At 57.0% G+C, this 21,421-nt stretch carries 17 protein-coding genes; 11 read left to right on the forward strand and 6 right to left on the reverse strand.

Annotation, left to right across the window (positions count from 1 at the left end; translation table 11 throughout):
• Positions 1-97 precede the first annotated feature (97 nt).
• From cueR to ACR0JR_RS14205, 3 genes are all read right to left on the reverse strand, one after another.
• Positions 98-487: a Cu(I)-responsive transcriptional regulator gene (gene cueR / locus ACR0JR_RS14195; RefSeq protein ID WP_480456684.1), complete on the reverse strand. Its 390-nt coding sequence runs from the start codon at positions 485-487 to the stop codon at positions 98-100.
• Entirely contained in the window at positions 484-2,958 is a 2,475-nt protein-coding gene (locus ACR0JR_RS14200) for a heavy metal translocating P-type ATPase (protein ID WP_480456685.1), read from the reverse strand. The genes cueR and ACR0JR_RS14200 overlap by 4 nt, the downstream gene beginning before the upstream one ends.
• Before the next feature lie 111 nt (positions 2,959-3,069).
• Positions 3,070-3,702, reverse strand: a complete 633-nt coding sequence (locus tag ACR0JR_RS14205) for a pyridoxamine 5'-phosphate oxidase family protein (RefSeq protein ID WP_480456687.1) — start codon at positions 3,700-3,702, stop codon at positions 3,070-3,072.
• 210 nt (positions 3,703-3,912) lie between these two features.
• Between ACR0JR_RS14205 and ACR0JR_RS14210 the strand changes: the two genes are divergently transcribed.
• Both ACR0JR_RS14210 and ACR0JR_RS14215 read left to right on the forward strand, forming a co-directional pair.
• Positions 3,913-5,070 carry an acyl-CoA dehydrogenase family protein gene (locus ACR0JR_RS14210; RefSeq protein ID WP_170544993.1) on the forward strand — a complete coding sequence of 386 codons (1,158 nt, stop codon included), beginning with the start codon at positions 3,913-3,915 and terminating at the stop codon, positions 5,068-5,070.
• A gap of 149 nt (positions 5,071-5,219) precedes the next feature.
• On the forward strand, positions 5,220-5,972 hold the full coding sequence (locus ACR0JR_RS14215) for a nuclear transport factor 2 family protein (RefSeq protein WP_480456689.1): 753 nt from the start codon (positions 5,220-5,222) through the stop codon (positions 5,970-5,972).
• 7 nt (positions 5,973-5,979) lie between these two features.
• Here the strand turns inward: ACR0JR_RS14215 and ACR0JR_RS14220 are convergent, their stop codons facing one another.
• Positions 5,980-6,879: a LysR substrate-binding domain-containing protein gene (locus ACR0JR_RS14220; RefSeq protein ID WP_480456690.1), complete on the reverse strand. Its 900-nt coding sequence runs from the start codon at positions 6,877-6,879 to the stop codon at positions 5,980-5,982.
• A 191-nt stretch (positions 6,880-7,070) separates the two neighbouring features.
• On the opposite strand from ACR0JR_RS14220, the gene ACR0JR_RS14225 reads away from it, so the two are divergent.
• The 3 genes from ACR0JR_RS14225 to ACR0JR_RS14235 are packed head-to-tail and all read left to right on the forward strand — an operon-like array spanning position 7,071 to position 11,607.
• On the forward strand, positions 7,071-9,263 hold the full coding sequence (locus ACR0JR_RS14225) for a dehydrogenase E1 component subunit alpha/beta (RefSeq protein WP_480456691.1): 2,193 nt from the start codon (positions 7,071-7,073) through the stop codon (positions 9,261-9,263).
• Positions 9,260-10,294, forward strand: coding sequence for an ACP S-malonyltransferase (locus ACR0JR_RS14230; protein ID WP_480456692.1), 1,035 nt, complete (start codon positions 9,260-9,262; stop codon positions 10,292-10,294). Before ACR0JR_RS14225 ends, ACR0JR_RS14230 begins: the two co-directional genes overlap by 4 nt.
• A gap of 41 nt (positions 10,295-10,335) precedes the next feature.
• Entirely contained in the window at positions 10,336-11,607 is a 1,272-nt protein-coding gene (locus ACR0JR_RS14235) for an NAD(P)/FAD-dependent oxidoreductase (RefSeq protein WP_480456693.1), read from the forward strand.
• A gap of 3 nt (positions 11,608-11,610) precedes the next feature.
• Here ACR0JR_RS14235 and ACR0JR_RS14240 read toward each other — a convergent pair whose 3' ends face one another.
• Positions 11,611-12,312 (reverse strand): SDR family oxidoreductase, encoded by a 702-nt coding sequence (locus ACR0JR_RS14240; protein WP_480456694.1) that lies wholly within the window; start codon positions 12,310-12,312, stop codon positions 11,611-11,613.
• A 103-nt stretch (positions 12,313-12,415) separates the two neighbouring features.
• Here ACR0JR_RS14240 and ACR0JR_RS14245 point away from each other — a divergent pair, with 103 nt between their 5' ends.
• Positions 12,416-13,267, forward strand: a complete 852-nt coding sequence (locus ACR0JR_RS14245; RefSeq protein ID WP_480456695.1) for a LysR substrate-binding domain-containing protein — start codon at positions 12,416-12,418, stop codon at positions 13,265-13,267.
• Here the strand turns inward: ACR0JR_RS14245 and ACR0JR_RS14250 are convergent.
• Positions 13,258-14,160: a LysR family transcriptional regulator gene (locus ACR0JR_RS14250; RefSeq protein WP_480456696.1), complete on the reverse strand. Its 903-nt coding sequence runs from the start codon at positions 14,158-14,160 to the stop codon at positions 13,258-13,260. The genes ACR0JR_RS14245 and ACR0JR_RS14250 overlap by 10 nt on opposite strands.
• Before the next feature lie 77 nt (positions 14,161-14,237).
• Between ACR0JR_RS14250 and ACR0JR_RS14255 the strand changes: the two genes are divergently transcribed.
• The 5 genes from ACR0JR_RS14255 to ACR0JR_RS14275 all read left to right on the forward strand — a co-directional run bounded on the left by ACR0JR_RS14255 (position 14,238) and on the right by ACR0JR_RS14275 (position 21,414).
• Complete coding sequence (locus ACR0JR_RS14255; protein WP_480456698.1) at positions 14,238-17,450, forward strand: reductive dehalogenase; 3,213 nt, start codon at positions 14,238-14,240, stop codon at positions 17,448-17,450.
• A gap of 127 nt (positions 17,451-17,577) precedes the next feature.
• Complete coding sequence (locus ACR0JR_RS14260; protein WP_480456700.1) at positions 17,578-18,444, forward strand: FAD binding domain-containing protein; 867 nt, start codon at positions 17,578-17,580, stop codon at positions 18,442-18,444.
• The gene (locus tag ACR0JR_RS14265; protein ID WP_480456701.1) at positions 18,441-18,920 is read left to right on the forward strand and encodes a (2Fe-2S)-binding protein; all 480 of its coding nucleotides are present in this window, start codon (positions 18,441-18,443) and stop codon (positions 18,918-18,920) included. The genes ACR0JR_RS14260 and ACR0JR_RS14265 overlap by 4 nt, the downstream gene beginning before the upstream one ends.
• Entirely contained in the window at positions 18,920-21,172 is a 2,253-nt protein-coding gene (locus ACR0JR_RS14270) for a xanthine dehydrogenase family protein molybdopterin-binding subunit (protein ID WP_480456702.1), read from the forward strand. Before ACR0JR_RS14265 ends, ACR0JR_RS14270 begins: the two co-directional genes overlap by 1 nt.
• Positions 21,169-21,414 carry a MoaD/ThiS family protein gene (locus ACR0JR_RS14275; protein ID WP_010441051.1) on the forward strand — a complete coding sequence of 82 codons (246 nt, stop codon included), beginning with the start codon at positions 21,169-21,171 and terminating at the stop codon, positions 21,412-21,414. Before ACR0JR_RS14270 ends, ACR0JR_RS14275 begins: the two co-directional genes overlap by 4 nt.
• The last annotated feature ends 7 nt before the right edge of the window (positions 21,415-21,421 follow it).

Here is a 21,421-nt window from a genome sequence, read left to right on the forward strand (position 1 = left end):
TGATCCTCTTTGTAATCCGTCCCAGGCCTCGACGGCACAACAGGGCGAGATGTTCAGCAGAGACAAATCAAAGGTTGGGCTAAAGGGCAACCCTGTGTCACAGTTTGCCGCCCAAGTCTTTCAGAATCGGGCAATCAGGACGGTCGTCCCCGGCACACGCATCGACGAGATGGCTGAGCGTTTCGCGCATACCTTTGAGATCAGCAATTTTGGCGTCAATCTGCGCCAGATGATCCCGCGCAACGCGTTTTACGTCAGAGCTGGCCCGGGTCTCATCCTCGTAAAGGGCCAGCAATGTGCGGCAGTCTTCGATGGTGAACCCGAGCGTTCGGGCGCGACCCAGGAAATTCAGTTTGTGAATGTCCTGATCGCGGAACCGACGATACCCATTGTTGTCGCGCAGCGGTTTGATCAGGTTGATGTCTTCATAGTAACGGATGGTTTTGACGGGCAGGCCCGTATGGGTCGAGACCTCTCCGATGTTCATGCTACAGCCTCCCGCTGAAGTGAATTGTCACTGGCCGCCGGCAAGCTGGTCCGGATGCGCCGCAGCCGCAGAGCATTGGATACGACAAAGACGCTGGACAAGGCCATGGCCCCGGCGGCTAGAGCGGGTGACAGTAGATAACCGCCTAACGGATATAGCGCTCCGGCTGCGACCGGGATCAGCAGCGTGTTGTATCCGAAAGCCCAACCGAGATTCTGGCGAATATTGCGCATCGTGCGTTGACTGATTTCGACCGCGTTTACGACACCGCGCAGATCGCCCGACATCAGCACCACATCCGCGGTTTCGATTGCCACGTCAGTGCCGGTTCCGATTGCCACACCTATATCAGCCCTTGCCAGAGCAGGCGCGTCGTTGATGCCATCACCAACAAAGGCGAGCGTTCCAAACCTGGTTTGCAACTTTTCTATTGCGTCAACCTTCCCTTCCGGCAGCACCTCGGCGGTGACGTGGTCAATGCCCAGCTTATCGGCCAGCGCCTGTGCGGTTTGCGCGTTATCGCCGGTGACCATGGCGAGGGTCACACCCATCTCATGCAGTCGGGTCAGTGCCTCGGGCGTGCCCGGTTTGATTGGGTCTGAAACTGTCAGCGCAGCAGCGGCTTGTCCGTCAATTGCAACATAGATCGGTGTAGCCCCTTGGGCTGCACGTATCTGCGCATCAGGCCGCAGGCTACCAAGGTCGATGCCGGTCTGTACCATAAGGCGGTCAGACCCAATCAATACAGAATGCCCCTCGACCTGCGCGCGCAAGCCCAACCCTGTCAGGGAGCTGAATTCCTTCACGTCAGGCAAAATGTCAGGACCTGCGCGAGTGATTGCGGTAGCTATAGGGTGTTCCGATCGCGCCTCAGCCGCCGCGGCCAGGCGCAGGACTTCAGCGCAGTCAAAGCCGTTTGTTGTCGCAACCTCTTCCAGTTCGGGCCGACCCAGAGTCAGGGTGCCTGTTTTATCCAGGGCGATGACTTTGGCTTGTTGTAACTGCTGCAATGCATCGCCCTTGCGGAACAACACGCCCAATTCAGCTGCACGCCCGGTACCCACCATGATCGAGGTCGGCGTAGCCAGACCCATCGCACAAGGGCAGGCGATGATCAGCACCGAGACCCCGGCTACCAGTGCCAGCGGTAAAGCCGGGGCGGGTCCAAAAATCAGCCACGCAACAACCGTCAATAAGGCCACGCCTATCACCGCAGGTACAAAATAGTAGGTGATTCGATCCACCAACGTTTGAATGGGCAGCTTTGCCCCCTGTGCCTGTTCGACGAGTCTGACAACCTGCGCCAGCACGGTATCCGAACCTACATGCGTGGCCCGAATGCGAAGGGCACCAGTTCCATTCACCGTTCCTCCGACCACCGGATCGTTCTTGGCTTTGCCGATGGGTATGGGCTCACCGGTAATCATGCTCTCATCTACATACGAGGTTCCGTCCAAAACGTTGCCGTCCACAGGAACGCGCTCACCCGGGCGGATCTGAATGATGTCACCCACGATGATCTCAGCGATAGGCTGGTCTTGGGTTGTTCCATCCCTCTCGACCCGTGCTGTTTTGGGTTGGAGGCCGGCCAGTTTGCGAATTGCTGCACCTGTTCGCCCTTTTGCGCGGGCCTCCATCAGACGGCCCAGCAGGATCAGTACAACGATGACTGCCGCAGCCTCGAAATAGACATTGGCTGTGCCTTGCGGCAGAACCTGCGGCGCAAATGTCGCGAGGACCGAGTACAGATATGCCGCGCCTGTCCCCAAAGCGACCAACGCGTTCATATCGGGGGCGCCCCTCAGCAGTGATGGGATACCTTTGGCGTAGAACACCCGGCCAGGACCGACTAGCAGCGCTGAAGCTAGCGTAAACTGGATCAGATAGCTTGCTTGAAGGCCGATAGTAGAATGAACCCAATGGTGAAATGCAGGGATCATATGCCCGCCCATTTCCAAAACAAAAACCGGCAAGGCCAACATGGCCGCAAACACCGTCGCGCGCCGCAGTCCTGCAAACTCATCTATTTTGCAATTATGATCGGCTCCGTCCTCGGCCTGCGGGCGCGTCGGATACCCCGCTTCGGTCAAAGTCTTCGCAAGCATTGCCGCTTCGGTCACACCCTCGGCAAAGGTCACTGTGGCGCTTTTCGTGGCAAGATTGACTGCCACATCTGACACACCCAGGCTTGCCTGCAAAATACGCTCGATCCGCTTCACGCACGAGGCGCAGGTCATGCCATCGATGTCCAGACGTATCTGTCTTGTCGCCGTGGGATAGCCCGCTGTGTTGAGCGCGTCTAGAATCTCGTCGAATGAGGCCTCATAGGTGATATCGGCCGTCTTGGTCGCGAAGTTGACTTCGGCGGAGCACACCCCGGGTTTCGCACGCAATGCGCCCTCGACCCGGCCAACGCACGAGGCGCATCCCATGCCCGTAATCCTGATCTGTGTATGCAGTAACTCGGCCATTCGTGGCGTCCTGGTAATGTATTTTGGTCTCGATATAGAGGCTCCAGTCACTGGAAGGTCAAGACACTGTTCTCAACTGCGCGCCACCGTCGCACCTGGATTGAAGTTGATCTACGCGCCGGAAGCCTTGAGCTCGGCCAACTCGCGCTGCAGCCGCTGATTTTCTGTCTGTAGATCAGCCAGTTTCTTACCCAGAGTGTTTAGGTGGGGCCGTAACTCGGCCTCGGTGAAGCGGGGCGTGATGTGGCGCGGGCAGTTCCAATCGAGCGCCTCAACTTTGATGATGGCAGCACGCTCTGCCTCGGTCTCCGAGCCGTCGACATAGAGATTGGTTGCGGCTTCAACACCCTCGGAAAATGTCATCCGACCTAGGATCTTGAGGCGACGCTGGTTCGCGTAATCCATCAGAATCAACGCCACGCGGTCATTTCCATCAAGATTTCCGCGCGAGATGTACTGCTTGTTTCCCGACAGGTCAGCGTAACCGATAGTTTGCGGGTCCAGCACTTTCAGGAACCCGACCGGTCCACCCCGAAACTGAACATAGGGCCACTCTGTTTCTGATACGGTGGCTTGATAAAATCCGTCGCGTGCGTGAATGAACGCCTCTTCTGCCGGTCCGATTTGATGACCTTGCCGCGGCCCGGATTCGAGGAATTTTGAGTAGGTTTTGGCAGATCCCATCTGCTCTTGATGGGCGCGCACTGCGGGCGTGAAGGTCAGTTCAGAAAAGGCGCGGGGCATTTTGCTGTCTCCAGGGTCTTTCGCGGATCGTCTTCAATATGGATGACAATTGCGTGGGCTGTCAGATGTGGGAACGCAGAAGTGAACAGGGACGGAAACTGGACCAAAGACGTTGCGTAGCAACGCTTTTCGACGCCACGTCACATGGATTGGAAGGAATCGCACACGCAGGTAGCCTTGGGTCAAACACCTGATCTGGAGAGCTTATTGATGTCGCTTTTTACCAGCACCGCCGCCTGGGTTACTGACGAACACCGGATGTTTGCCGAGATGGCCGGCCGTTTCATGGACGATGCTTTGGTTCCCAACACAGAGAAATGGGCCGAAAACGGCGTTGTCGATCGGGACTTTTGGCTGCAGGCGGGTCAGACGGGTCTGATGGCTGGTTCGATTGCCGAGGAATATGGCGGTGTTGGCGGTGGAATGGGCTTCGATTCTGTCACCTTGTACGAACAGACCGCTCGCGGTGATGCTGGATGGGGATATGGCATTCAGTCCATTGTGACCCATTACATCACCACCTATGGCAGTGAAGATCAGAAACACAAATGGCTGCCAAAGCTTGCCTCGGGCGAGATGATCGGAGCGCTTGCCATGACCGAGCCGGGTACTGGATCGGATGTGCAGGCAGTGAAGACTACGGCTGAGAAGGATGGCAATTCGTATCGGCTTAATGGCTCCAAGATATTTATCACCAACGGGCAATCGGCTGATCTGGTCATCGTGGCGGCGAAGACCGACAAGTCCCTTGGGGCAAAGGGTGTCTCGCTGATCGCCGTCGAAACCGAAGGAACCGAGGGATTCCGCCGGGGACGGAACCTCGAAAAGCTTGGGATGAAGGGCAACGACACGGCAGAGTTGTTCTTTGAGGATGTCAAAGTTCCAATGACTAATCTGCTGGGCCCAGAGGAGGGGCAAGGCTTCTATCAGCTAATGAAACAGCTGCCGTGGGAAAGGCTGACCATCGGGATCATGGCGCTGGGCGCGATCGACTTTGCAATATCTGAGACTGTGAAATATGTGCAGGAACGCAAAGCCTTTGGCCAGCGGGTGATGGATTTCCAGAATACCCGTTTCAAGTTGGCCGAGTGTAAGACCAAGGCCGAAGTCCTGCGCAGTTTCGTCAATGACTGCATCGGCAAGCTAGAGGCCGGTGAACTGGACGCAGCGACAGCCTCGATGGTGAAATACTGGGGTTCAGAGGTGCAGAACGAAATCATGCATGAATGCCTGCAACTGTTCGGCGGCTATGGCTTCATGATGGAGTACCCGATAGCGCGGCTCTACGCGGATGCGCGGGTGCAAATGATCTACGGTGGCACCAACGAAGTGATGAAAGAGCTTATCGCCCGTTCGCTGGACGTCTAACGCGCGGCACTCTCGCCCGTCGTCGACATTCCTTGTAGAACGTCTCCTCCCCTTGGGCCAGGCAGGTTTGTGGCACTCGTTGCCATTGAAGCACTGCATTCTGCCTGCCATTGTGATCGAGGGATATTCTGTCTGAGAGGAACCTCGACATGGTCGCGTCTAACAAGGATCGCATATGCGCCCTGCTCAAGAGTATTGAGACGGGCGATCCGGGCCCGATTTCAGTGGTGAACGAAGCGCGGTATATCCAGCATAATCCACAAACTCATGAAGGCAGTGAGGGCTTGGCGGCGTTGTTCAAGCGGCTGTCTGATACCTCACCACGCGTTAACATTGTGCGCGCGTTTGAAGATGGAGACTTTGTCTTTGCGCATACCGAATATGATTTCTCGCGCAGAAACATTGGTTTTGAAGTGTTCCGCTTTGAAGACGGGCGAGCGGTCGAGCATTGGGACAATATTCAGAAACGATTGGGTCCAAATGGTTCGGGGCGCAGTATGGTGGATGGCCCCACAGAAAGCCGGGACATCGAGAATACAGAAAAGAACCGGACGCTTGTCCGTTCTTTCGTCGAAAATGCCCTGATCGCAGGAGATCCAGATCAGATAGAAGCTTTTGTTAACACCACTGCCTTTGCGGAACACAGCCCGGGTTTCTCAGACGAGTTAACAGCGTTGCGCGCCGCATTGTCCGACATAGAGGCCATAGACTATCAGCATCTTCACCGGGTTCTGGCGGAAGGCGATTTTGTTTTGACCGTTTGTGAGGGCGAGCGAGCAGGCAAGCATAGCTCTTTCTATGATCTGTTCCGCGTATCTGATGGCAAGATCACTGAACATTGGGATACGGTTGAGACCATTGCACCGCGCAGCGAATGGAAGAATGACAACGGCAAATTCTAAGGGAGTTCTAAAGGCTGGTATCAGGCTCCAATTGTTCACTGATCCAGCCTTGGAAAGATCGCAGCGGCTCGGGGGCAGACCGGTCATTCGGCCATACGAGATAATAGCTGCCAAGACTCACATACGGACCGTCCCACGCCTTAACAAGTCTCCCTGAGCGCAGATCATCCTGAACCAGATATGAAGGCACCAATGCTACGCCCAATCCATGGATCGTGGCTTGGATCATTGTCGAGAACTGATCGAACATCATACCCCGCAGGCCGGTGACTGATTGGCCCTGCATCTCGAACCAGCGCTCCCAGGCATCTGGTCGGGAATCCAGGTGCAACAGCGGCGCGGCGCAGAGGGTATCCAAGGTGTCGAAATTGACGTTGGTAAGTGCAGGGGCACAAACGGGCAGGACCTCTTCCCTCATGATCGGCAGATACTGAACACCCGCCCAATCCTGCTGACCAAAATGGATCGCTGCATCAAATGGTTCAGAGGCAAAATCAAATGGCTTGAGGCGGGTCCCCAGATTGACTGTGACCTCAGGATGGCGGCGGGCAAAATCCTGCAGGCGCGGTGCAAGCCAGTGCATCCCGAACGCGGGAAGGATCGACAGGTCAAGCGACCCGCCAGCCGGGTTGGCTTTGAGCTTCAATGCCGCACGCGCCAGTTCCTGCACTGCAGACCTTGCGGTCTGGACATAATCTTTGGCGGCGGGCGTGAGGTGCAGCCGCATTTGGCTGCGCTCGATCAGTTGCACGCCCAACTGATCCTCCATTGTCTTCAGTTGGCGACTGATTGCGCTTTGGGTCAGGGACAGTTCAGCTGCCGCAGCCGAAGCGCTGCCCAACCTGTCAACAGCCTCGAGCGCGAGCAGGGATGAGATGGAGGGAAGAAACCGCCTGGGCGTAATCATATAACTTATCCTCATACCTTCTGAATGCAATAACACTGGTTTTTTCCAACCACCAGAGCGATGAAAGCTGTAACGCATCGCCAATTGTGATCTTGAAACGCGCTCCCGGGCGCGGGAAAATCGAGAGGCTGGGCGAACCCGCGCCGAGATCGGTCAAAGCCGATGATACAGACCAAACAAAAGCGAGAACCATGGACCGCGCCCAGATCGTACATGAGAATTTTCTGACCCGCGTTGCAGATCGCGATTTTCCCGACGGTGTGCCGCCGTGCTCCGGGTTGAGCGATGCAGATGCGATTTCGCTGTTCCGGTCACAGGTTCTGAGCCGTGCATTGGACAGGACCAGTCGAGCGATGCAAAAGGCTGGGCAGGGGTTCTATACGATTGGCTCGTCCGGGCATGAGGGGATGGCAGCCGTTGCGCATGCCCTGCGCCCGACCGATATTGCGTTCCTCCATTATCGGGACGCGGCCTTCCAGATAGCGCGGGCGGAACAGGTACCGGGTCAACAGATCACATGGGACATGCTGCTCAGCTTTGCGTGCTCAAGTGATGACCCGATCTCGGGCGGACGGCATAAGGTTCTGGGGTCAAAAGCACTGATGATCCCGCCACAAACCTCGACCATCGCCAGCCATTTACCCAAAGCTGTCGGTGCGGCTTATGCGCTGGGGGCTGCGCGCCGAAACACGCCTGAAAATCGCGTGCTGCCGGAAGACGGAATTGCAATGTGTTCTTTTGGGGATGCTTCAGCCAATCACTCGACGGCTCAGGGGGCGATCAACACTGCAGGATGGACAAGCGTGCAGTCGACGCCACTGCCCTTGCTGTTCGTGTGTGAAGACAACGGAATCGGGATTTCCGTCAAAACGCCCAAAGGCTGGGTTCAGGCGTCGATGGAGCACCGTCCGGGGATCAGGTATTTTCAGGCAAACGGGTTGGATATCTATGAAACTCACGCTGTCGCAAAAGATGCCGCCGACTATGTCCGCAGGCGTCGAAAACCAGCTTTCGTGCATCTGAAAACAGTGCGCCTGTATGGCCACGCTGGTGCGGATGTGCCGACAACTTATCTGCCAAAGTCTGAAGTTGAAGCAGACGAGGCAAACGACCCGTTGTTGCACACCGTACGGCTGCTGGATCAGGCAGGTGCGTTGTCGCCGGACCAGGCGCTGAGTATTTACCGCGACACTTGCGCAAGAACCGACCGCGTGTCGACCGAGGCTGCCAGTCGTCCTCATCTGGCGAATGCGGCCGAGGTTATGGCAAGCCTGATCCCGCCCAAACGTCCCTGCAAGCCGACAAATGGCCCGAGTGCCAAAGCTCGGACTGAAACTTTTGGCGGCGATACGCGTGCGATGGATGAGCCCCAGCCGATGAGTCGGCTGATCAACTGGGCGCTGACCGATCTGATGCTGGCGCATGATGAGATCGTGTGTATGGGCGAAGATGTAGGACGCAAAGGTGGCGTTTATGGCGTGACACAGAAGCTACAGCAGCGTTTTGGCCCGGACCGGGTGATTGATACACTTCTGGACGAGCAATCTATTTTGGGGCTCGCTATCGGCTTGGGTCATAACGGCTTCGTGCCGATCCCCGAAATCCAGTTTCTGGCTTATCTGCACAATGCCGAGGATCAGATCAGGGGGGAGGCGGCAACTTTGCCGTTCTTCTCGATTGGACAATTCACTAATCCGATGGTCCTGCGGATCGCTGGTCTGGGGTATCAGAAGGGATTCGGCGGGCATTTTCACAACGACAATTCTCTGGCCGTTTTGCGGGACATACCGGGTGTGATCATCGCCTGCCCCTCTACTGGTACGGATGCGGCAAAAATGCTGCGCGAGTGCGTGCGGTTGGCGCGAGAGGAGCAACGGGTTGTGGTGTTTCTTGAACCGATCGCGCTCTATCCCATGCGCGATCTGCACGGGGCGCAGGATGGAGGGTGGATGACCACATATCCGTCACCGGATCAAAAGATCGCGCTGGGCGAGGTTGGCGTGCATGGTGACGGCACAGATTTGGCGATCGTGACCTACGGCAATGGGCACTATCTTTCGAGACAGGCTTTGCCCGAGCTTGGGGCGGCAGGGTTGAAAACCCGGATCATTGATATGCGCTGGCTTGCTCCACTACCCACTGACGCCCTGCGCGAGGCCACCAACTCATGCGCACATGTATTGATCATTGATGAATGCCGCCGCACCGGCAGCCAGTCTGAGGCGTTGATGACTTTCTTCGCGGAAAACAGCCCCGCAATACCAACTGCTCGTGTTGTGGCCGAGGATTGCTTTATCGCGACCGGACCGGCCTATGCTGCTCCACTCCCTTCGAGGGACGGCATTGTTGACGCTGCTTTGGCGCTGACCGGAGGAAAATCATGACCCGCACTGCTGTTGTGATCTGTCCTGGTCGGGGTACTTATAACAAGCCTGAATTGGGCTACCTGCATCAACATCATGCGGGTCGGATGAGCCAATTTCACAGTTTCGATGAGATCCGTGCTGAAGCGGGGCAGGAGACGGTTACGGCGCTGGATGGTGCTGGCCGTTTCAGCGTTGGTAAATATTCGCGTGGCGATGTGGCCTCACCCTTGATCTATGCGGCGTCATTGGCGGATACGCAGGCACTTGCCAAGGATATTGAGGTAGTCGCCGTCACCGGCAATTCGATGGGATGGTATATCGCGCTGGCCGTCGCTGGTGCATTGACCCCAGAGAACGGCTTTCGTGTGGTCAATACGATGGGTACGCTAATGCAAAAGCAACTGATCGGTGGCCAATTGGTGTACCCGTTCGTTGACGAAGAATGGTCGAATGATGTTGAACGCAAATCAGCGTTGTTAGACACGGTTGCGCGGATCAACACATTGAAAGACCATGCTCTGGCGCTTTCGATTGATCTGGGCGGGATGCTGGTACTTGCAGGGAATGAGGCAGGGCTAACTGCGTTTGAAATCGCCAATCCCGTTGTGCACGATAGGTTTCCTTTGCGACTGGCGAACCATGCTGCCTTCCACACTGCGCTACAGGCACCAGTGGCGGCGGAAGGTCGAGCGCTACTGGGCGCTGATCTGTTTGGCCAACCAGAGCGCCCGATGATCGACGGCCGTGGTAAAATCTGGTGGCCAGGAGCGACAGATACCGGGGCACTGTGGGAGTATACACTTGGCCATCAGGTGACCGAGACCTATGATTTCACCCATGCCATCCAGACGGCCGCGCGCGAGTTTGCTCCGGACCTCTTTATTGTGACAGGCCCCGGTGCAACGCTAGGCGGTGCCGTCGCGCAATCTCTGACCTTGGGGAATTGGCGCGGTATGACGGACAAGATGTCGTTCCAGTCGCTGCAGGAAGCTGACCCGTTTCTGATTGCCATGGGGCGGGCCGATCAACGCGCCCTTGCAACTGGCTAGATCCGGCCTGATGATCGGCGAAAATTTGGCGAGGCTTGGGAATGCCTGACTATGATCAATCGTTGTGGCGGCAGACCTGCGGCGAGAGTGTCAACACGCAAAAGCTCTCCGGTGACGTAACCGTAGACATTGCAGTTATAGGAGGCGGGTACACGGGGTGCTCTGCCGCCTTGACCGCAGCAAAGGCTGGGGCTTCGGTTTGCCTGCTCGAAGCACATGAGATTGGGCATGGCGGCTCGGGTCGAAATGTTGGGTTGGTCAATGCAGGGCTTTGGTTGCCACCTGATCAAATTCAGTCGCATCTGGGGCAGGTGCCAGGTAATCGTCTGATAGATCTGCTGGCGAATGCACCATCTGAAGTCTTTGGGTTGATCGATGCGCATGAGATTGCATGCGAGCCGGTGAGGCATGGCACGTTACATTGTGCCCATTCGGCCAAGGGCTTTGAGGATTTGCATACACGCCATAGCCAGTTGAGCGTTTCTGGGGCGCCGGTCGAGCTACTTGATGCAAACACCTCACGCAAGCGCACAGGTAGCCCCGCTGTCCATGGCGCTTTGTTCGACCCCCGTGCTGGCACAATTCAACCGCTGGCCTTTGTAGTCGGCCTGGCACGCGCTGCGCAGGATGCGGGGGCGATGATCTATACCGAAAGCCCAATCCAATCCCTGCGACAGGAGGCGGGGGTGTGGGTTTTGCACGGAGAAAACGGCACCGTGCGTGCCAAATCGATCATTCAGGCGACCAACGCCTATCATCAAGGCATCACCGATACCGCGCCCGCCTACGTACCTGTCTACTATTTCCAATACGCCACTGCTCCGCTGTCACATAACCTACGAGCCAGCATACTGCCCGGGGGTGAAGGTTGTTGGGATACAGGGCTGATCATGACATCGTTCCGGCTGGATCAGGAGGGACGATTTATCATCGGCGGAATGGGTGATCTGAACAGCGTCGGAGGCTTTGCGCACAAAGCTTGGGTCAGTCGCAAGTTGGTGGCGGTCTACCCGCAACTGGCGGATCAACCGCTGGTCAAAGGTTGGCACGGACGCATTGCGATGACTTCAGACCACATCCCCAAGATCATTCAGATCGGTCCGCATGCGCTGGCCGCGCATGGGTTCTCGGGGCGTGGGATCGGACCGGGCACCGTGTTCGGTCGCTTGATGGCCGAAAGCCTACTTAACGATGATCCGTTGCTGTTGCCTGTGCCGCCGATAACGGAGTACCGTGAGAGCTGGACGGGTCTGCGCCGTGCTTTTTTCGAAACCGGAGCTGCCCTGACGCACCTCGTCAAAACCCGATTTTGAAGTTTAGACAGACCGGGTAATACCGCCGTCCACACGGATATTCTGACCGGTGATATATCCGCCACCCTCGGAAGCCAGCAGCGAGACGACCGAGGCGATCTCATCATAGCTGCGCCCATAACGGCCCATCGGAATGCGTGCGCGGAACTCTTCCTTCTCGGGAAGGCTGTCGATGAACCCCGGCAAGACGTTGTTCATGCGGATATTGTCGATGGCATATTTGTCCGAGAACAGTTTTGCAAAGGCCGCCAGCCCCGCGCGGAATACGCCCGAAGTCGGAAACACCGGGTCAGGTTCGAAGGCGGCAAAGGTCGAGATGTTGATGATCGATCCACCACCCTGCGCCTGCATGATAGGGGTAACCAGACGTGTGGGCCGCACCGCGTTCATGAAATAGACATCCATACCAGTGTGCCAGTCCTCATCCGTAAGCTCGAGCACCGGCGCGCGTGGGCCATGACCAGCCGAGTTGACCAGTACATCGATGCGCCCCCAATTGGTCATCGCCGCATCCACAAGTTTTTGCAGGTCATCATTTGACTGGTTCGAACCCGTAATACCGACGCCGCCCAATTCATGCGCCAGCGTCTCACCCTTACCCGAAGAGGATAGGATGCCAACCTTGAACCCGTCCGCCGCCAACCGGCGCGCGCTATCCGCGCCCATACCGCTGCCGCCTGCAGTGATCAATGCAACTTTTTCCATCTTCGCGCCTCTCTGCGATAACTGATGTGAAGATGACTGACCTGCATGAATTTGACCAATCAGTTCTATTGCGCAATAGCAGTAGAAAATCTACAGTCTAAGTATGCCTGCTCTTCCACCACTCAACGCGATGCGCGCCTTCGAGGCCTCGGCGCATCACTTGAACTTTCGCCTTGCAGCGGAAGAAATTGGGGTCACTCAAGGGGCCGTTGCTCAGCAAGTGCGTGGACTTGAGGCGCGATTGGGGACTGCTCTGTTTGAACGCCTTCCGCGCGGGTTGCGGCTAACCGAAGCGGGACGCAGGCTACAAGCGCCACTACGTCGGGCGTTTCGTCTGATCGAAGATGCCTTCGATGACCTATCCAATAATAGGCAGATCGCAATATCGGTCACGCCCAGTTTTGCATCTAAATGGCTGGTGCCGCGTTTGAATGATTTTCTGACCAGCTATCCCGATATTTCAGTTCAGGTTGATGCACGCGAGCGGTTGGCGGATTTCAGATCGGATGGGATCGACATCGCAGTACGTCAAAGCCGATCGCCGATTGCGCAGGACCTGAATGCCATACCGCTATTCTCGACCGAGTTCGTTGTTGTCAGCTCTCCAGAATTGGCGTCACAAATCTACAGCCCAGATGATCTGATGGAGTACGTTCTACTCAGCGATTCCCACGGACTTTGGCCTCTGTATCTGGAACGTGCAGGGGTAGAGGGGAAACCCCGGACGATAAGCTTCAGTCAGACAAGCCTGGCGGTTGACGCCGCAATCTCAGGTCAGGGGTTTGCGCTGGCCAATGCCCCGCTTGTGTCGGATGAACTGGCCTCGGGGCGCCTATCGCAACCATTATCCGAGGTACTGGTTGATGATCTGAGCTTTTTTATCGTCACCCCTAAGAAGCCACGTCAACCAGAATTAGTAGGACACATGCGCGACTGGCTTCTATCTCAGGTCTGAAGATTGGCGGCAATGCTCTCGATCCGTGTGCGTAACCAGCGATGCGCGGGATCGTTGGTCGAGCGCTGGTGCCAGACCATGTAGATCGACACTGGGTCACACTCAAATGGTAAGGGCGCACAGTCCAGTGTCGCCAGCGGACCGCGTTGCATCAAAGCTGTATCGGTCGAGATCAGGTCGCTGCCTTTCACGAAGGGCGGGATTGCGTTGAAATGCGGCAAGGTAACAACGGGTGGTCTGATCTGGCTTTGGTCCACGCCACGCATTACGGCACGGGCATTTCGTCCGTCGGCGAAACGCACCTCGACATGATCGCTATCGCAATATGCCTGCCAGTCCTTGGGCGGGTCGTGGTGGGCGGCATCGTAGAAAATCATTAGTGGGCTGGTGATCAGCCGTTTCTGAAAGATATCCGGCCCATCTGGCGGCAATGGGGTCAGCATCAACTGGCACCGGTCACTGCGTAGTAAGTCCGGGTCCGGAACCCCCGAAGGGATGAATTCCAGTCGCAGCCGGACGCCTTCGTCGCGCGTTTTACGCAGCAATTCGGGAAAGATCAGCTCGCGCGGCATATCATTGGTGGCGATCTGGATGCCCATCTGTTCAGACACAGGATCAAATGGACGGCCGACGGTCAGGGCGCGCATGTTGTCCAACACCTGTTGAACCGGCTCTTTGAGAGCAAGCGCGCGTTCAGTCGGAGTCAGCCCTTGACCGGATCGAACGAACAGCGGATCACCAAGCACTTGCCGCAACTTTCCCAGCGTATGGCTGATGGCCGATTGCGTCACCCCGAGCCGGTCGGCTGCCTTCGAGACTGAACTTTCTTCGAGTATTGTCAGAAATACCCGAAGGACTTTGCCATCAAGATCAGTGAAATCAACTTTATTCATACTGTATATGATTATTCATGAATGGATTTGGTGTCCATGCCGGGATAGGGGGAAGGGCAGCAAGCAGGAGGCACACGATGGGGATCCGCTTTTTCTCGGACAAGAACCGACCCGTTCATATGGGCTCGTACCCGTTGGAACGGCTCGCACGGCAAAACCGGATGCCTGACTTGACACAAGTCCCACCAATGCGCACGCTCAGCTTTCACCGTTCTGATCGGCCCGAAAGCATCGTCAATGCAATGGGAGAATTCCAGGCAATGCTGGATGCGATCCGGGACGGTTTCGTGAATCCAGTCGCGTCTGAGTTTCCAGCCGATCCCGTTGATCGCGTCAACCACCTGAAAGCGTTCGGCTATTTTAACGACGCGTCGATGATGGGCTGCGGACCTCTGCTGCCAGATGCAATGTTGGCCGAACCCCGGCGCAACCCGGATATCGATCGGTTGGCCCATGCCCTTCGAACCCGCCAGACCAAGACGCTGGCCTCGGGCATCGACGTGATCATGGCAGATCTGAAAGAAAGCATGGAGGCCGCGCCTAGACCCATCGACAGCCATCGCCATGCACTTGTGTTTCTTTATGAATTCAACCGTGATCCTGACCCTGCTGAGCCGGGGGCCGAATGGATTGCGGATGCACAGGACCACCGCGCCTGCCTGTTGGCGACCGAGAATGCTGTTGTGATAGCCAACTACATCCGATTGTTGGGTTTTGATGCGCGGGCACACTCGGCAATGTCATCCGAGGTTGATCTGGGCAAACTCGCCGTGGCCGCAGGCCTGGCTTCACTGGAGGACGGCGAAGTCGTAGTGCCGTGGCTTGGCAAACGCTTTGGTCTGGCTGCGGTAACCACCGAAATGGAACTTGCTCATGACCTCCCGCTTTGCCCCATGGCGGAACAACCCTGGTTCCGAACCCAGGGCCCGGCGTGGTGGTTGGGTACCGGCTTTGCGAAGAATGCCATGAACCGTGATCCGTATGCTAAGCGTCGATATGTCGATGGTGCGCATCCGTTCGAAAACCTCAAACGCGTGGATAACCCGACCACATATATCGACGAAGAGAATGTTGCCCGCGTGCCCAAACGGGCGGATATGTTCGCGCGAGCACAGTTCGGCGACATGGGCAAAAACCTGCAGGACGCAGCCAAAGGCGGCTATTATGTCCGCAAAGCGGCCCCAAGCTTTGCCCAACGCCGTGCGTTGGGCGCGTTTGTTCTGCTGCAGGATGGCGACAGCGCCAAGGTCGAAGGACCTACAGATGCCGACCGAAATGCCGCGAATATCAAGGCTGCGACTTACTTCCTTGGGGTCGACGCGGTGGGCCTCAGCCGGTGCCCGGAATGGAGTTGGTATTCCCACGACGCCACTGGCGAAGAGATAAACCCGCCACATGATCAGGCGATCAGCATGATCATTGACCAGGGTTACGAGACAATGGAAGGTGCCAGCGGTGATGACTGGATCAGCGTGGCCCAGTCGATGCGCGCATATCTGCGGTTTTCGCTTTTGGGCGGCGTTATCGCGCAGCAAATCCGGAATCTCGGCTACAAGGCTAAGGCCCATACGGTGATGGATGGAGAGGTGCTGCAGCCCCCTCTGTTGCTACTGTCGGGAATGGGCGAGGTCAGTCGGATCGGAGAAGTTATTCTGAACCCATATCTCGGCCCTCGATTGAAATCGGGTGTCGTGACAACCGACATGCCGATGACGCATGACAAGCCGATCGATTTTGGCCTGCAGACTTTCTGTGAGAACTGCAACAAATGCGCGCGTGAGTGCCCATCGGGTGCGATTACCGCCGGGCCGAAGCTGATGTTCAATGGCTACGAAATCTGGAAGTCCGATAGCCAGAAATGCGCGACCTACCGGGTCACCACTCCGGGCGGCGCCATGTGTGGGCGTTGCATGAAAACCTGCCCCTGGAACCTGGAAGGCATATTCAAGGAACGCCCTTTCCGATGGGCCGCGATGAATATCCCTCAGGCCGCGACTGCCTTGGCAAAACTGGATGACGCCGTCGGCAATGGTGGTCTGAATGACACCAAGAAATGGTGGTGGGATATCGAGCTGGAAGCTGACGGTGCCTATCGCCCAACGCAACATCCCCTGAACCGGCGCGATCTGCAAAAGGACCTCGACCTGAAGTACGAGGATCAGACGCTTGCGGTGTATCCGGCCTACCTTGCGCCGCATCCGTGGCCCTATCCGTTTGCGATGGACCGCGAGGCCGGGATCGCAGCGTATGAAGCGATGCTGACTGCCGATGAATACAAAGCCCGCAAGGCTGCGGGCGATATGTCGGTCATTCATCGTTATCAGATCGCAGGCGATGCTCCGGTCATGAGGGTGGAGCTGACTAAGGTCGACAAGATGACCGCGGATGTCACGAAGTATGAATTCTCGACGCTCAATGGTGCCCCACTGCCCGAATGGACCGCTGGTGCGCATCTGGACGTGCTGGTCGCACCTGAATTTTTGCGGCAATACTCTATGTCCGGTGACCCGTCAGATTGCTCGATCTATCAGATCGGCGTTCTGCGTGAAGACGAGGGGCGGGGTGGATCAGCCCTATTGCATCGGATTTTCAATGAAGGTCGTAAGGTTTTCATTTCCAAACCGATCAACCACTTTGAGCTGAAAGAAGATGCATCAAAAACCTTCCTGATGGGGGGCGGCATCGGGATTACTCCGATGATTGCCTTCGCGCATCGATTGCATGCGTTAGGCAGGCCATTTGAACTGCACTACTCCGCCAGCACGCGCGCCGGGGCGGGATATCTGGACGACTTGGCCACGATGCCCTGGGCGGATCACGTCCACTATCATTTCTCAGATGAGGGCACGCGTGCCGACCTAGATGCGATCCTTGGCGGTTATCAGGAGGGTTGGCATGTCTATACCTGCGGTCCGGATCGTTTCATGGATGGCGTCATGCAAGCCGCCGAAGCGCAGGGTTTCCCAGAAGAAGCACGGCATCTGGAGTATTTTTCGGTCCCCGAACAGCCGGAGTATGAGAACTACGAATTCACCCTTAGGTTGGCCAAATCGGGTCGGGAACTGAGTGTACCTGCAGACAAAGATGCTGCTCAGGTCCTGAATGAATCGGGAATACACGTTGATGTGAAATGCTCTGATGGCATCTGTGGTGTCTGCAAATGCGGAGTGATTTCGGGCGAAATCGAACATCGTGATTTTGTGTTGTCGAACAAACAACGAGAAGGGGCGATCATTCTTTGCCAAAGCCGCGCAGCGGAAAAAGACGGTGTGATCGAAATCGATCTCTGAGCGCAGTCTGAATGCGACATATTTAGATCAAAAAATAGGTCGTACAGGCCATGGACGAACTGGGGTCGCTGCACTAACGTCCCCGCAAAACCCAGTGAACCCTGATCAACAGGTGCGAGGTACTTTCATGGACTATCACAGCCCTGCCAGTTTTGCCGAAGCGTCGGCGCTGGCACAAAATGCAACGGGCATCACGCGGTTTCTGGCGGGGGGCACCGACGTTCTGGTGCAACTGCGCTCGGAACTGGTGACACCGGATACGCTGATCGATATCAAGAAAATCAACGGCGTACATGACATCACCCGTAATTTCGACGGCAGTTGGACATTGGGTGTAGCCGCAACCGGCGCAGAGATGAGCGAGCACCCTGAGCTTGGCCACGACTGGCCCGGTGTGGTCGAGGCAATGGACCTGATCGGATCGACTCAGGTACAGGGGCGCGCGACGTTGACCGGCAACCTTTGCAATGGCTCTCCGGCGGCTGATTCCGTTCCCGCCATGGTCGCGGCAGGTGTAACGGTCACAGTCACTGGCCCAGAGGGTGCAAGGGACGTGGCGGTTGAAAACATCCCGACCGGCCCCAGTAGAACTTCACTGGCTAAGGGTGAGGTAATCTCGTCTGTCAACATTCCGGCGCGTGGCGAAAACGGTGGGGATGCCTATCTGCGTTTCATCCCGCGTACCGAAATGGATATCGCCGTGGTCGGAGTGGGTGTAAACCTGCGACTGGACGGCGACATCATCACCGAGGCGCGCGTATCACTTGGGGCTGTCGCGCCGACCGTTCTTCTGGTCGAAGAAGCAGCCCGCGCGATCATTGGCACCACTTTGGATGACGCCGCGCTCGATGCCCTCGCCGCTGCCGCATCGGCCGCGTGCAACCCAATTGATGACAAACGTGGCACCATCGCGTTTCGGACCGAAGTTGCCGGAGTTCTTGCCAAGCGTACCGCCAAGATCGCCTATGCCCGCGCCAAGGGAGAGCAAGCATGAGTAAGCTGCACGTAACGACCACCGTAAACGGTGATGAAGTTGAATATCTCTGCGATCCGCGTGAAACGCTGCTGGATTGTTTGCGCGACAAGCTGAACTTGACCGGCGCGAAAGAAGGCTGCGGCACGGGTGATTGCGGCGCTTGCTCTGTGACCGTCGATAGTCGTTTGGTGTGTTCGTGCCTGATGCTGGGCGTCGAGGCTGAGGGCAAGCAGATCGAAACCGTTGAAGGGATCGCAGATGGCGATGTCCTTCATCCGTTGCAGAAGAAGTTCATTGAATATGCCGCTCTGCAGTGCGGTGTTTGCACGCCGGGCATATTGGTTGCGGCCAAATCCCTGTTGGAAAAGAACCCGAATCCAACCGAGGAAGAGGCACGCTATTGGCTGGCCGGCAATCTGTGCCGCTGCACCGGTTATGACAAGATCATCCGCGCCGTGATGGATACGGCTGCTGAGCTGCGGGAGGCTTCGTAATGGCACTCGACGATCGTAAGTCCATCTTCAACTTTGTGGGCACGCGCCCCGACCGCCCTGATGGGCTCGACAAAGTGACAGGTCGTGCCAGGTTCGGGGCTGATGCCTACGCGCCGGGTATGTTGCACGGTGCAATCCTGCGCTCACCCCACGCCCATGCGCGGATCGTCAGGATCGACACCTCAAAGGCCGAGGCGCTCAAGGATGTCAAGGCTATCGTCACTCGTGCAGATTTTGCCGTACTCCCGTTCAAGCCGGGTCTGGAAGGCGAGTTCTGGAATGTCCTGGAAAACGTCATGGCGGGCGAGAAGGCGCTGTATGACGGCCATGCGATTGCTGCGGTTGCCGCGACTTCAGCGTTGGCTGCACGTGATGCGCTGAAACTGATCGAGGTGGAATATGAAGTGTTGCCTCATGTCACCGATGTAGACAAGGCGATGGCTGCGGATGCACCGGTGATCCGCGAAGGTGCGGCCGACTATTCGGTGCCTGAAGGCATGCATCCAAATGTCGTACGCTATCATGAAAGCGGTCACGGAGATGTAGAGGCCGGGTTCGCCGAGGCTGATCTGGTCATCGAAGACAGCTTTGTGACCGAGGCGACTCATCAGGGCTATATCGAGCCTCATGCCTGTCTTGCGTCGTTGGGCATGGATGGTAAGGGAGAACTGTGGTGCACCACTCAGGGTCATTGGTACGCCCAGAAATACTGTGCCACATTGCTGGGCATCGAAACCGCGCAGTTGCGAGTGACAGCTTCCGAAATCGGAGGAGGTTTCGGCGGCAAGACCACTGTGTTCATCGAACCGGTGGCCTTGGCGTTAAGCCGCAAAGCCAACCGCCCGGTCAAGCTGGTGATGAACCGATCCGAGGTATTCCGGTCCACCGGCCCCACTTCATCCGCGTCGATGGATATTAAGATCGGGATGAAGAAAGACGGCACGATCACAGCGGCCCAAGGTATTTTTCGTCTGCAGGGCGGCGCGTTTCCCGGTGCACCCGGCGATTTGACTGCGATGTGTGCTTTTGCGCCCTATGACCTGACCAACGTGCGGCAGGTGGGGTATGACGTAATTGCTAATCGCCCCAAACAGGCCGCCTATCGCGCGCCGGGCGCACCAATGGGTGCTTTTGCGGTTGAATCCGTGCTGGATGAGCTGTGCAATCAACTGGGTCTCGACCCTGTGGATGTGCGCCTCAAGAACGCGGCGGCTGAAGGTTCAAAAGCCAGCTATGGACCGACATATGAGCGCATCGGCCTTGTCGAAACACTTGAAGCAGCCAAAGCACATCCGCATTATTCGGCTCCGCTGAAACCGGGACAGGGGCGCGGAATTTCCTGTGGCTTCTGGTTCAACCATGGTGGCGAGACGTCTGTTTCGTTGGCCTTGTCCGAGGATGGCTCGGCGCAAGTTATGGTTGGAACGCCTGACATTGGCGGTTCGCGTGCATCAATGGCCCTGATGGCGGCCGAGGTTCTGGGAATTCCCTATGAAAACATTCGGGTGACCGTCGCGGACACCGCTTCGCTTGGTTACAATGATGTCTCTCACGGCAGCCGCGTGACCTATGCCAGTGGTCTGGCGACGATCAAAGCCGCAAACCACGCGGTTGAGAAACTGTGCGAACGCGCAGCAGCCAAATGGGGCATTCCGGTTGATGCGGTGAAATGGGAGGATGGTTGCGCAGTACCGTCGGGCCCGAATGCGGGCGATTTCGACCCGCTGCCGTTGGCTGACATCACCGCAGATATGGGCGCGACCGGAGGTCCGATCTCAGGTCATTTCGAAGCCACCCCTGAAGGCGCGGGTGTGTCCTTTGGCACTCATATAGTGGATGCCGAGGTGGATCCGGAAACCGGCAAAACAAGCATCGTCCGCTACACGGTCATTCAGGATGCCGGCAAGGCAATCCACCCGACCTATGTGGAAGGCCAATACCAAGGCGGCGCCGCGCAGGGCATCGGCTGGGCGCTGAACGAAGAATATATCTATGGCGAGGATGGTCGATTGCAGAACTCGATCTTCCTTGACTACCGCATTCCGGTCGCAAGCGATTTGCCGATGATTGATACGGTGATTGTCGAAGTGCCCAACCCCGGCCACCCCTTTGGCGTGCGCGGCGTGGGAGAAACCGGGATCGTGCCGCCTCTGGCCGCCATCGCCAACGCGGTATCCAACGCAGCTGGTGTGCGGATGAAGCAACTGCCGATGTCACCGCCGCGCATTCTGGCGGCGCTTAAGGAAAAATGATCCAGGTTCACCTCTGGTCCAGCCTCCGGTCTCTGACCGGAGGCCAGCAGGTGGTCGAAGTTGAGGCGGCTACCACGGGGGAGTTGTTGAAAGAACTGGTGCGCCATCATCCCCGATTACAGGCCCCAATTGACGCGGGCGTATCGGTTGCGGTTGACGGTCGCATCATCGCGACGGGTCTGTCCGAGCCGATCCCGGAAGGTGCCGAAGTTTATCTGATGCAGCGCCTGCGCGGAGGCTGAATTTGGG

The sequence above is a fragment of the Ruegeria sp. AA3 genome (genome assembly GCF_056542905.1).

What these genes read in the sequence shown, in the direction of transcription:
- cueR (WP_480456684.1), bottom strand. Translation starts at nt 487, where the DNA reads ATGAACATCGGAGAGGTCTCGACCCATACGGGCCTGCCCGTCAAAACC.
- ACR0JR_RS14200 (WP_480456685.1), bottom strand. Translation starts at nt 2,958, where the DNA reads ATGGCCGAGTTACTGCATACACAGATCAGGATTACGGGCATGGGATGC.
- ACR0JR_RS14205 (WP_480456687.1), bottom strand. Translation starts at nt 3,702, where the DNA reads ATGCCCCGCGCCTTTTCTGAACTGACCTTCACGCCCGCAGTGCGCGCC.
- ACR0JR_RS14210 (WP_170544993.1), top strand. Translation starts at nt 3,913, where the DNA reads ATGTCGCTTTTTACCAGCACCGCCGCCTGGGTTACTGACGAACACCGG.
- ACR0JR_RS14215 (WP_480456689.1), top strand. Translation starts at nt 5,220, where the DNA reads ATGGTCGCGTCTAACAAGGATCGCATATGCGCCCTGCTCAAGAGTATT.
- ACR0JR_RS14220 (WP_480456690.1), bottom strand. Translation starts at nt 6,879, where the DNA reads ATGATTACGCCCAGGCGGTTTCTTCCCTCCATCTCATCCCTGCTCGCG.
- ACR0JR_RS14225 (WP_480456691.1), top strand. Translation starts at nt 7,071, where the DNA reads ATGGACCGCGCCCAGATCGTACATGAGAATTTTCTGACCCGCGTTGCA.
- ACR0JR_RS14230 (WP_480456692.1), top strand. Translation starts at nt 9,260, where the DNA reads ATGACCCGCACTGCTGTTGTGATCTGTCCTGGTCGGGGTACTTATAAC.
- ACR0JR_RS14235 (WP_480456693.1), top strand. Translation starts at nt 10,336, where the DNA reads ATGCCTGACTATGATCAATCGTTGTGGCGGCAGACCTGCGGCGAGAGT.
- ACR0JR_RS14240 (WP_480456694.1), bottom strand. Translation starts at nt 12,312, where the DNA reads ATGGAAAAAGTTGCATTGATCACTGCAGGCGGCAGCGGTATGGGCGCG.
- ACR0JR_RS14245 (WP_480456695.1), top strand. Translation starts at nt 12,416, where the DNA reads ATGCCTGCTCTTCCACCACTCAACGCGATGCGCGCCTTCGAGGCCTCG.
- ACR0JR_RS14250 (WP_480456696.1), bottom strand. Translation starts at nt 14,160, where the DNA reads ATGAATAAAGTTGATTTCACTGATCTTGATGGCAAAGTCCTTCGGGTA.
- ACR0JR_RS14255 (WP_480456698.1), top strand. Translation starts at nt 14,238, where the DNA reads ATGGGGATCCGCTTTTTCTCGGACAAGAACCGACCCGTTCATATGGGC.
- ACR0JR_RS14260 (WP_480456700.1), top strand. Translation starts at nt 17,578, where the DNA reads ATGGACTATCACAGCCCTGCCAGTTTTGCCGAAGCGTCGGCGCTGGCA.
- ACR0JR_RS14265 (WP_480456701.1), top strand. Translation starts at nt 18,441, where the DNA reads ATGAGTAAGCTGCACGTAACGACCACCGTAAACGGTGATGAAGTTGAA.
- ACR0JR_RS14270 (WP_480456702.1), top strand. Translation starts at nt 18,920, where the DNA reads ATGGCACTCGACGATCGTAAGTCCATCTTCAACTTTGTGGGCACGCGC.
- ACR0JR_RS14275 (WP_010441051.1), top strand. Translation starts at nt 21,169, where the DNA reads ATGATCCAGGTTCACCTCTGGTCCAGCCTCCGGTCTCTGACCGGAGGC.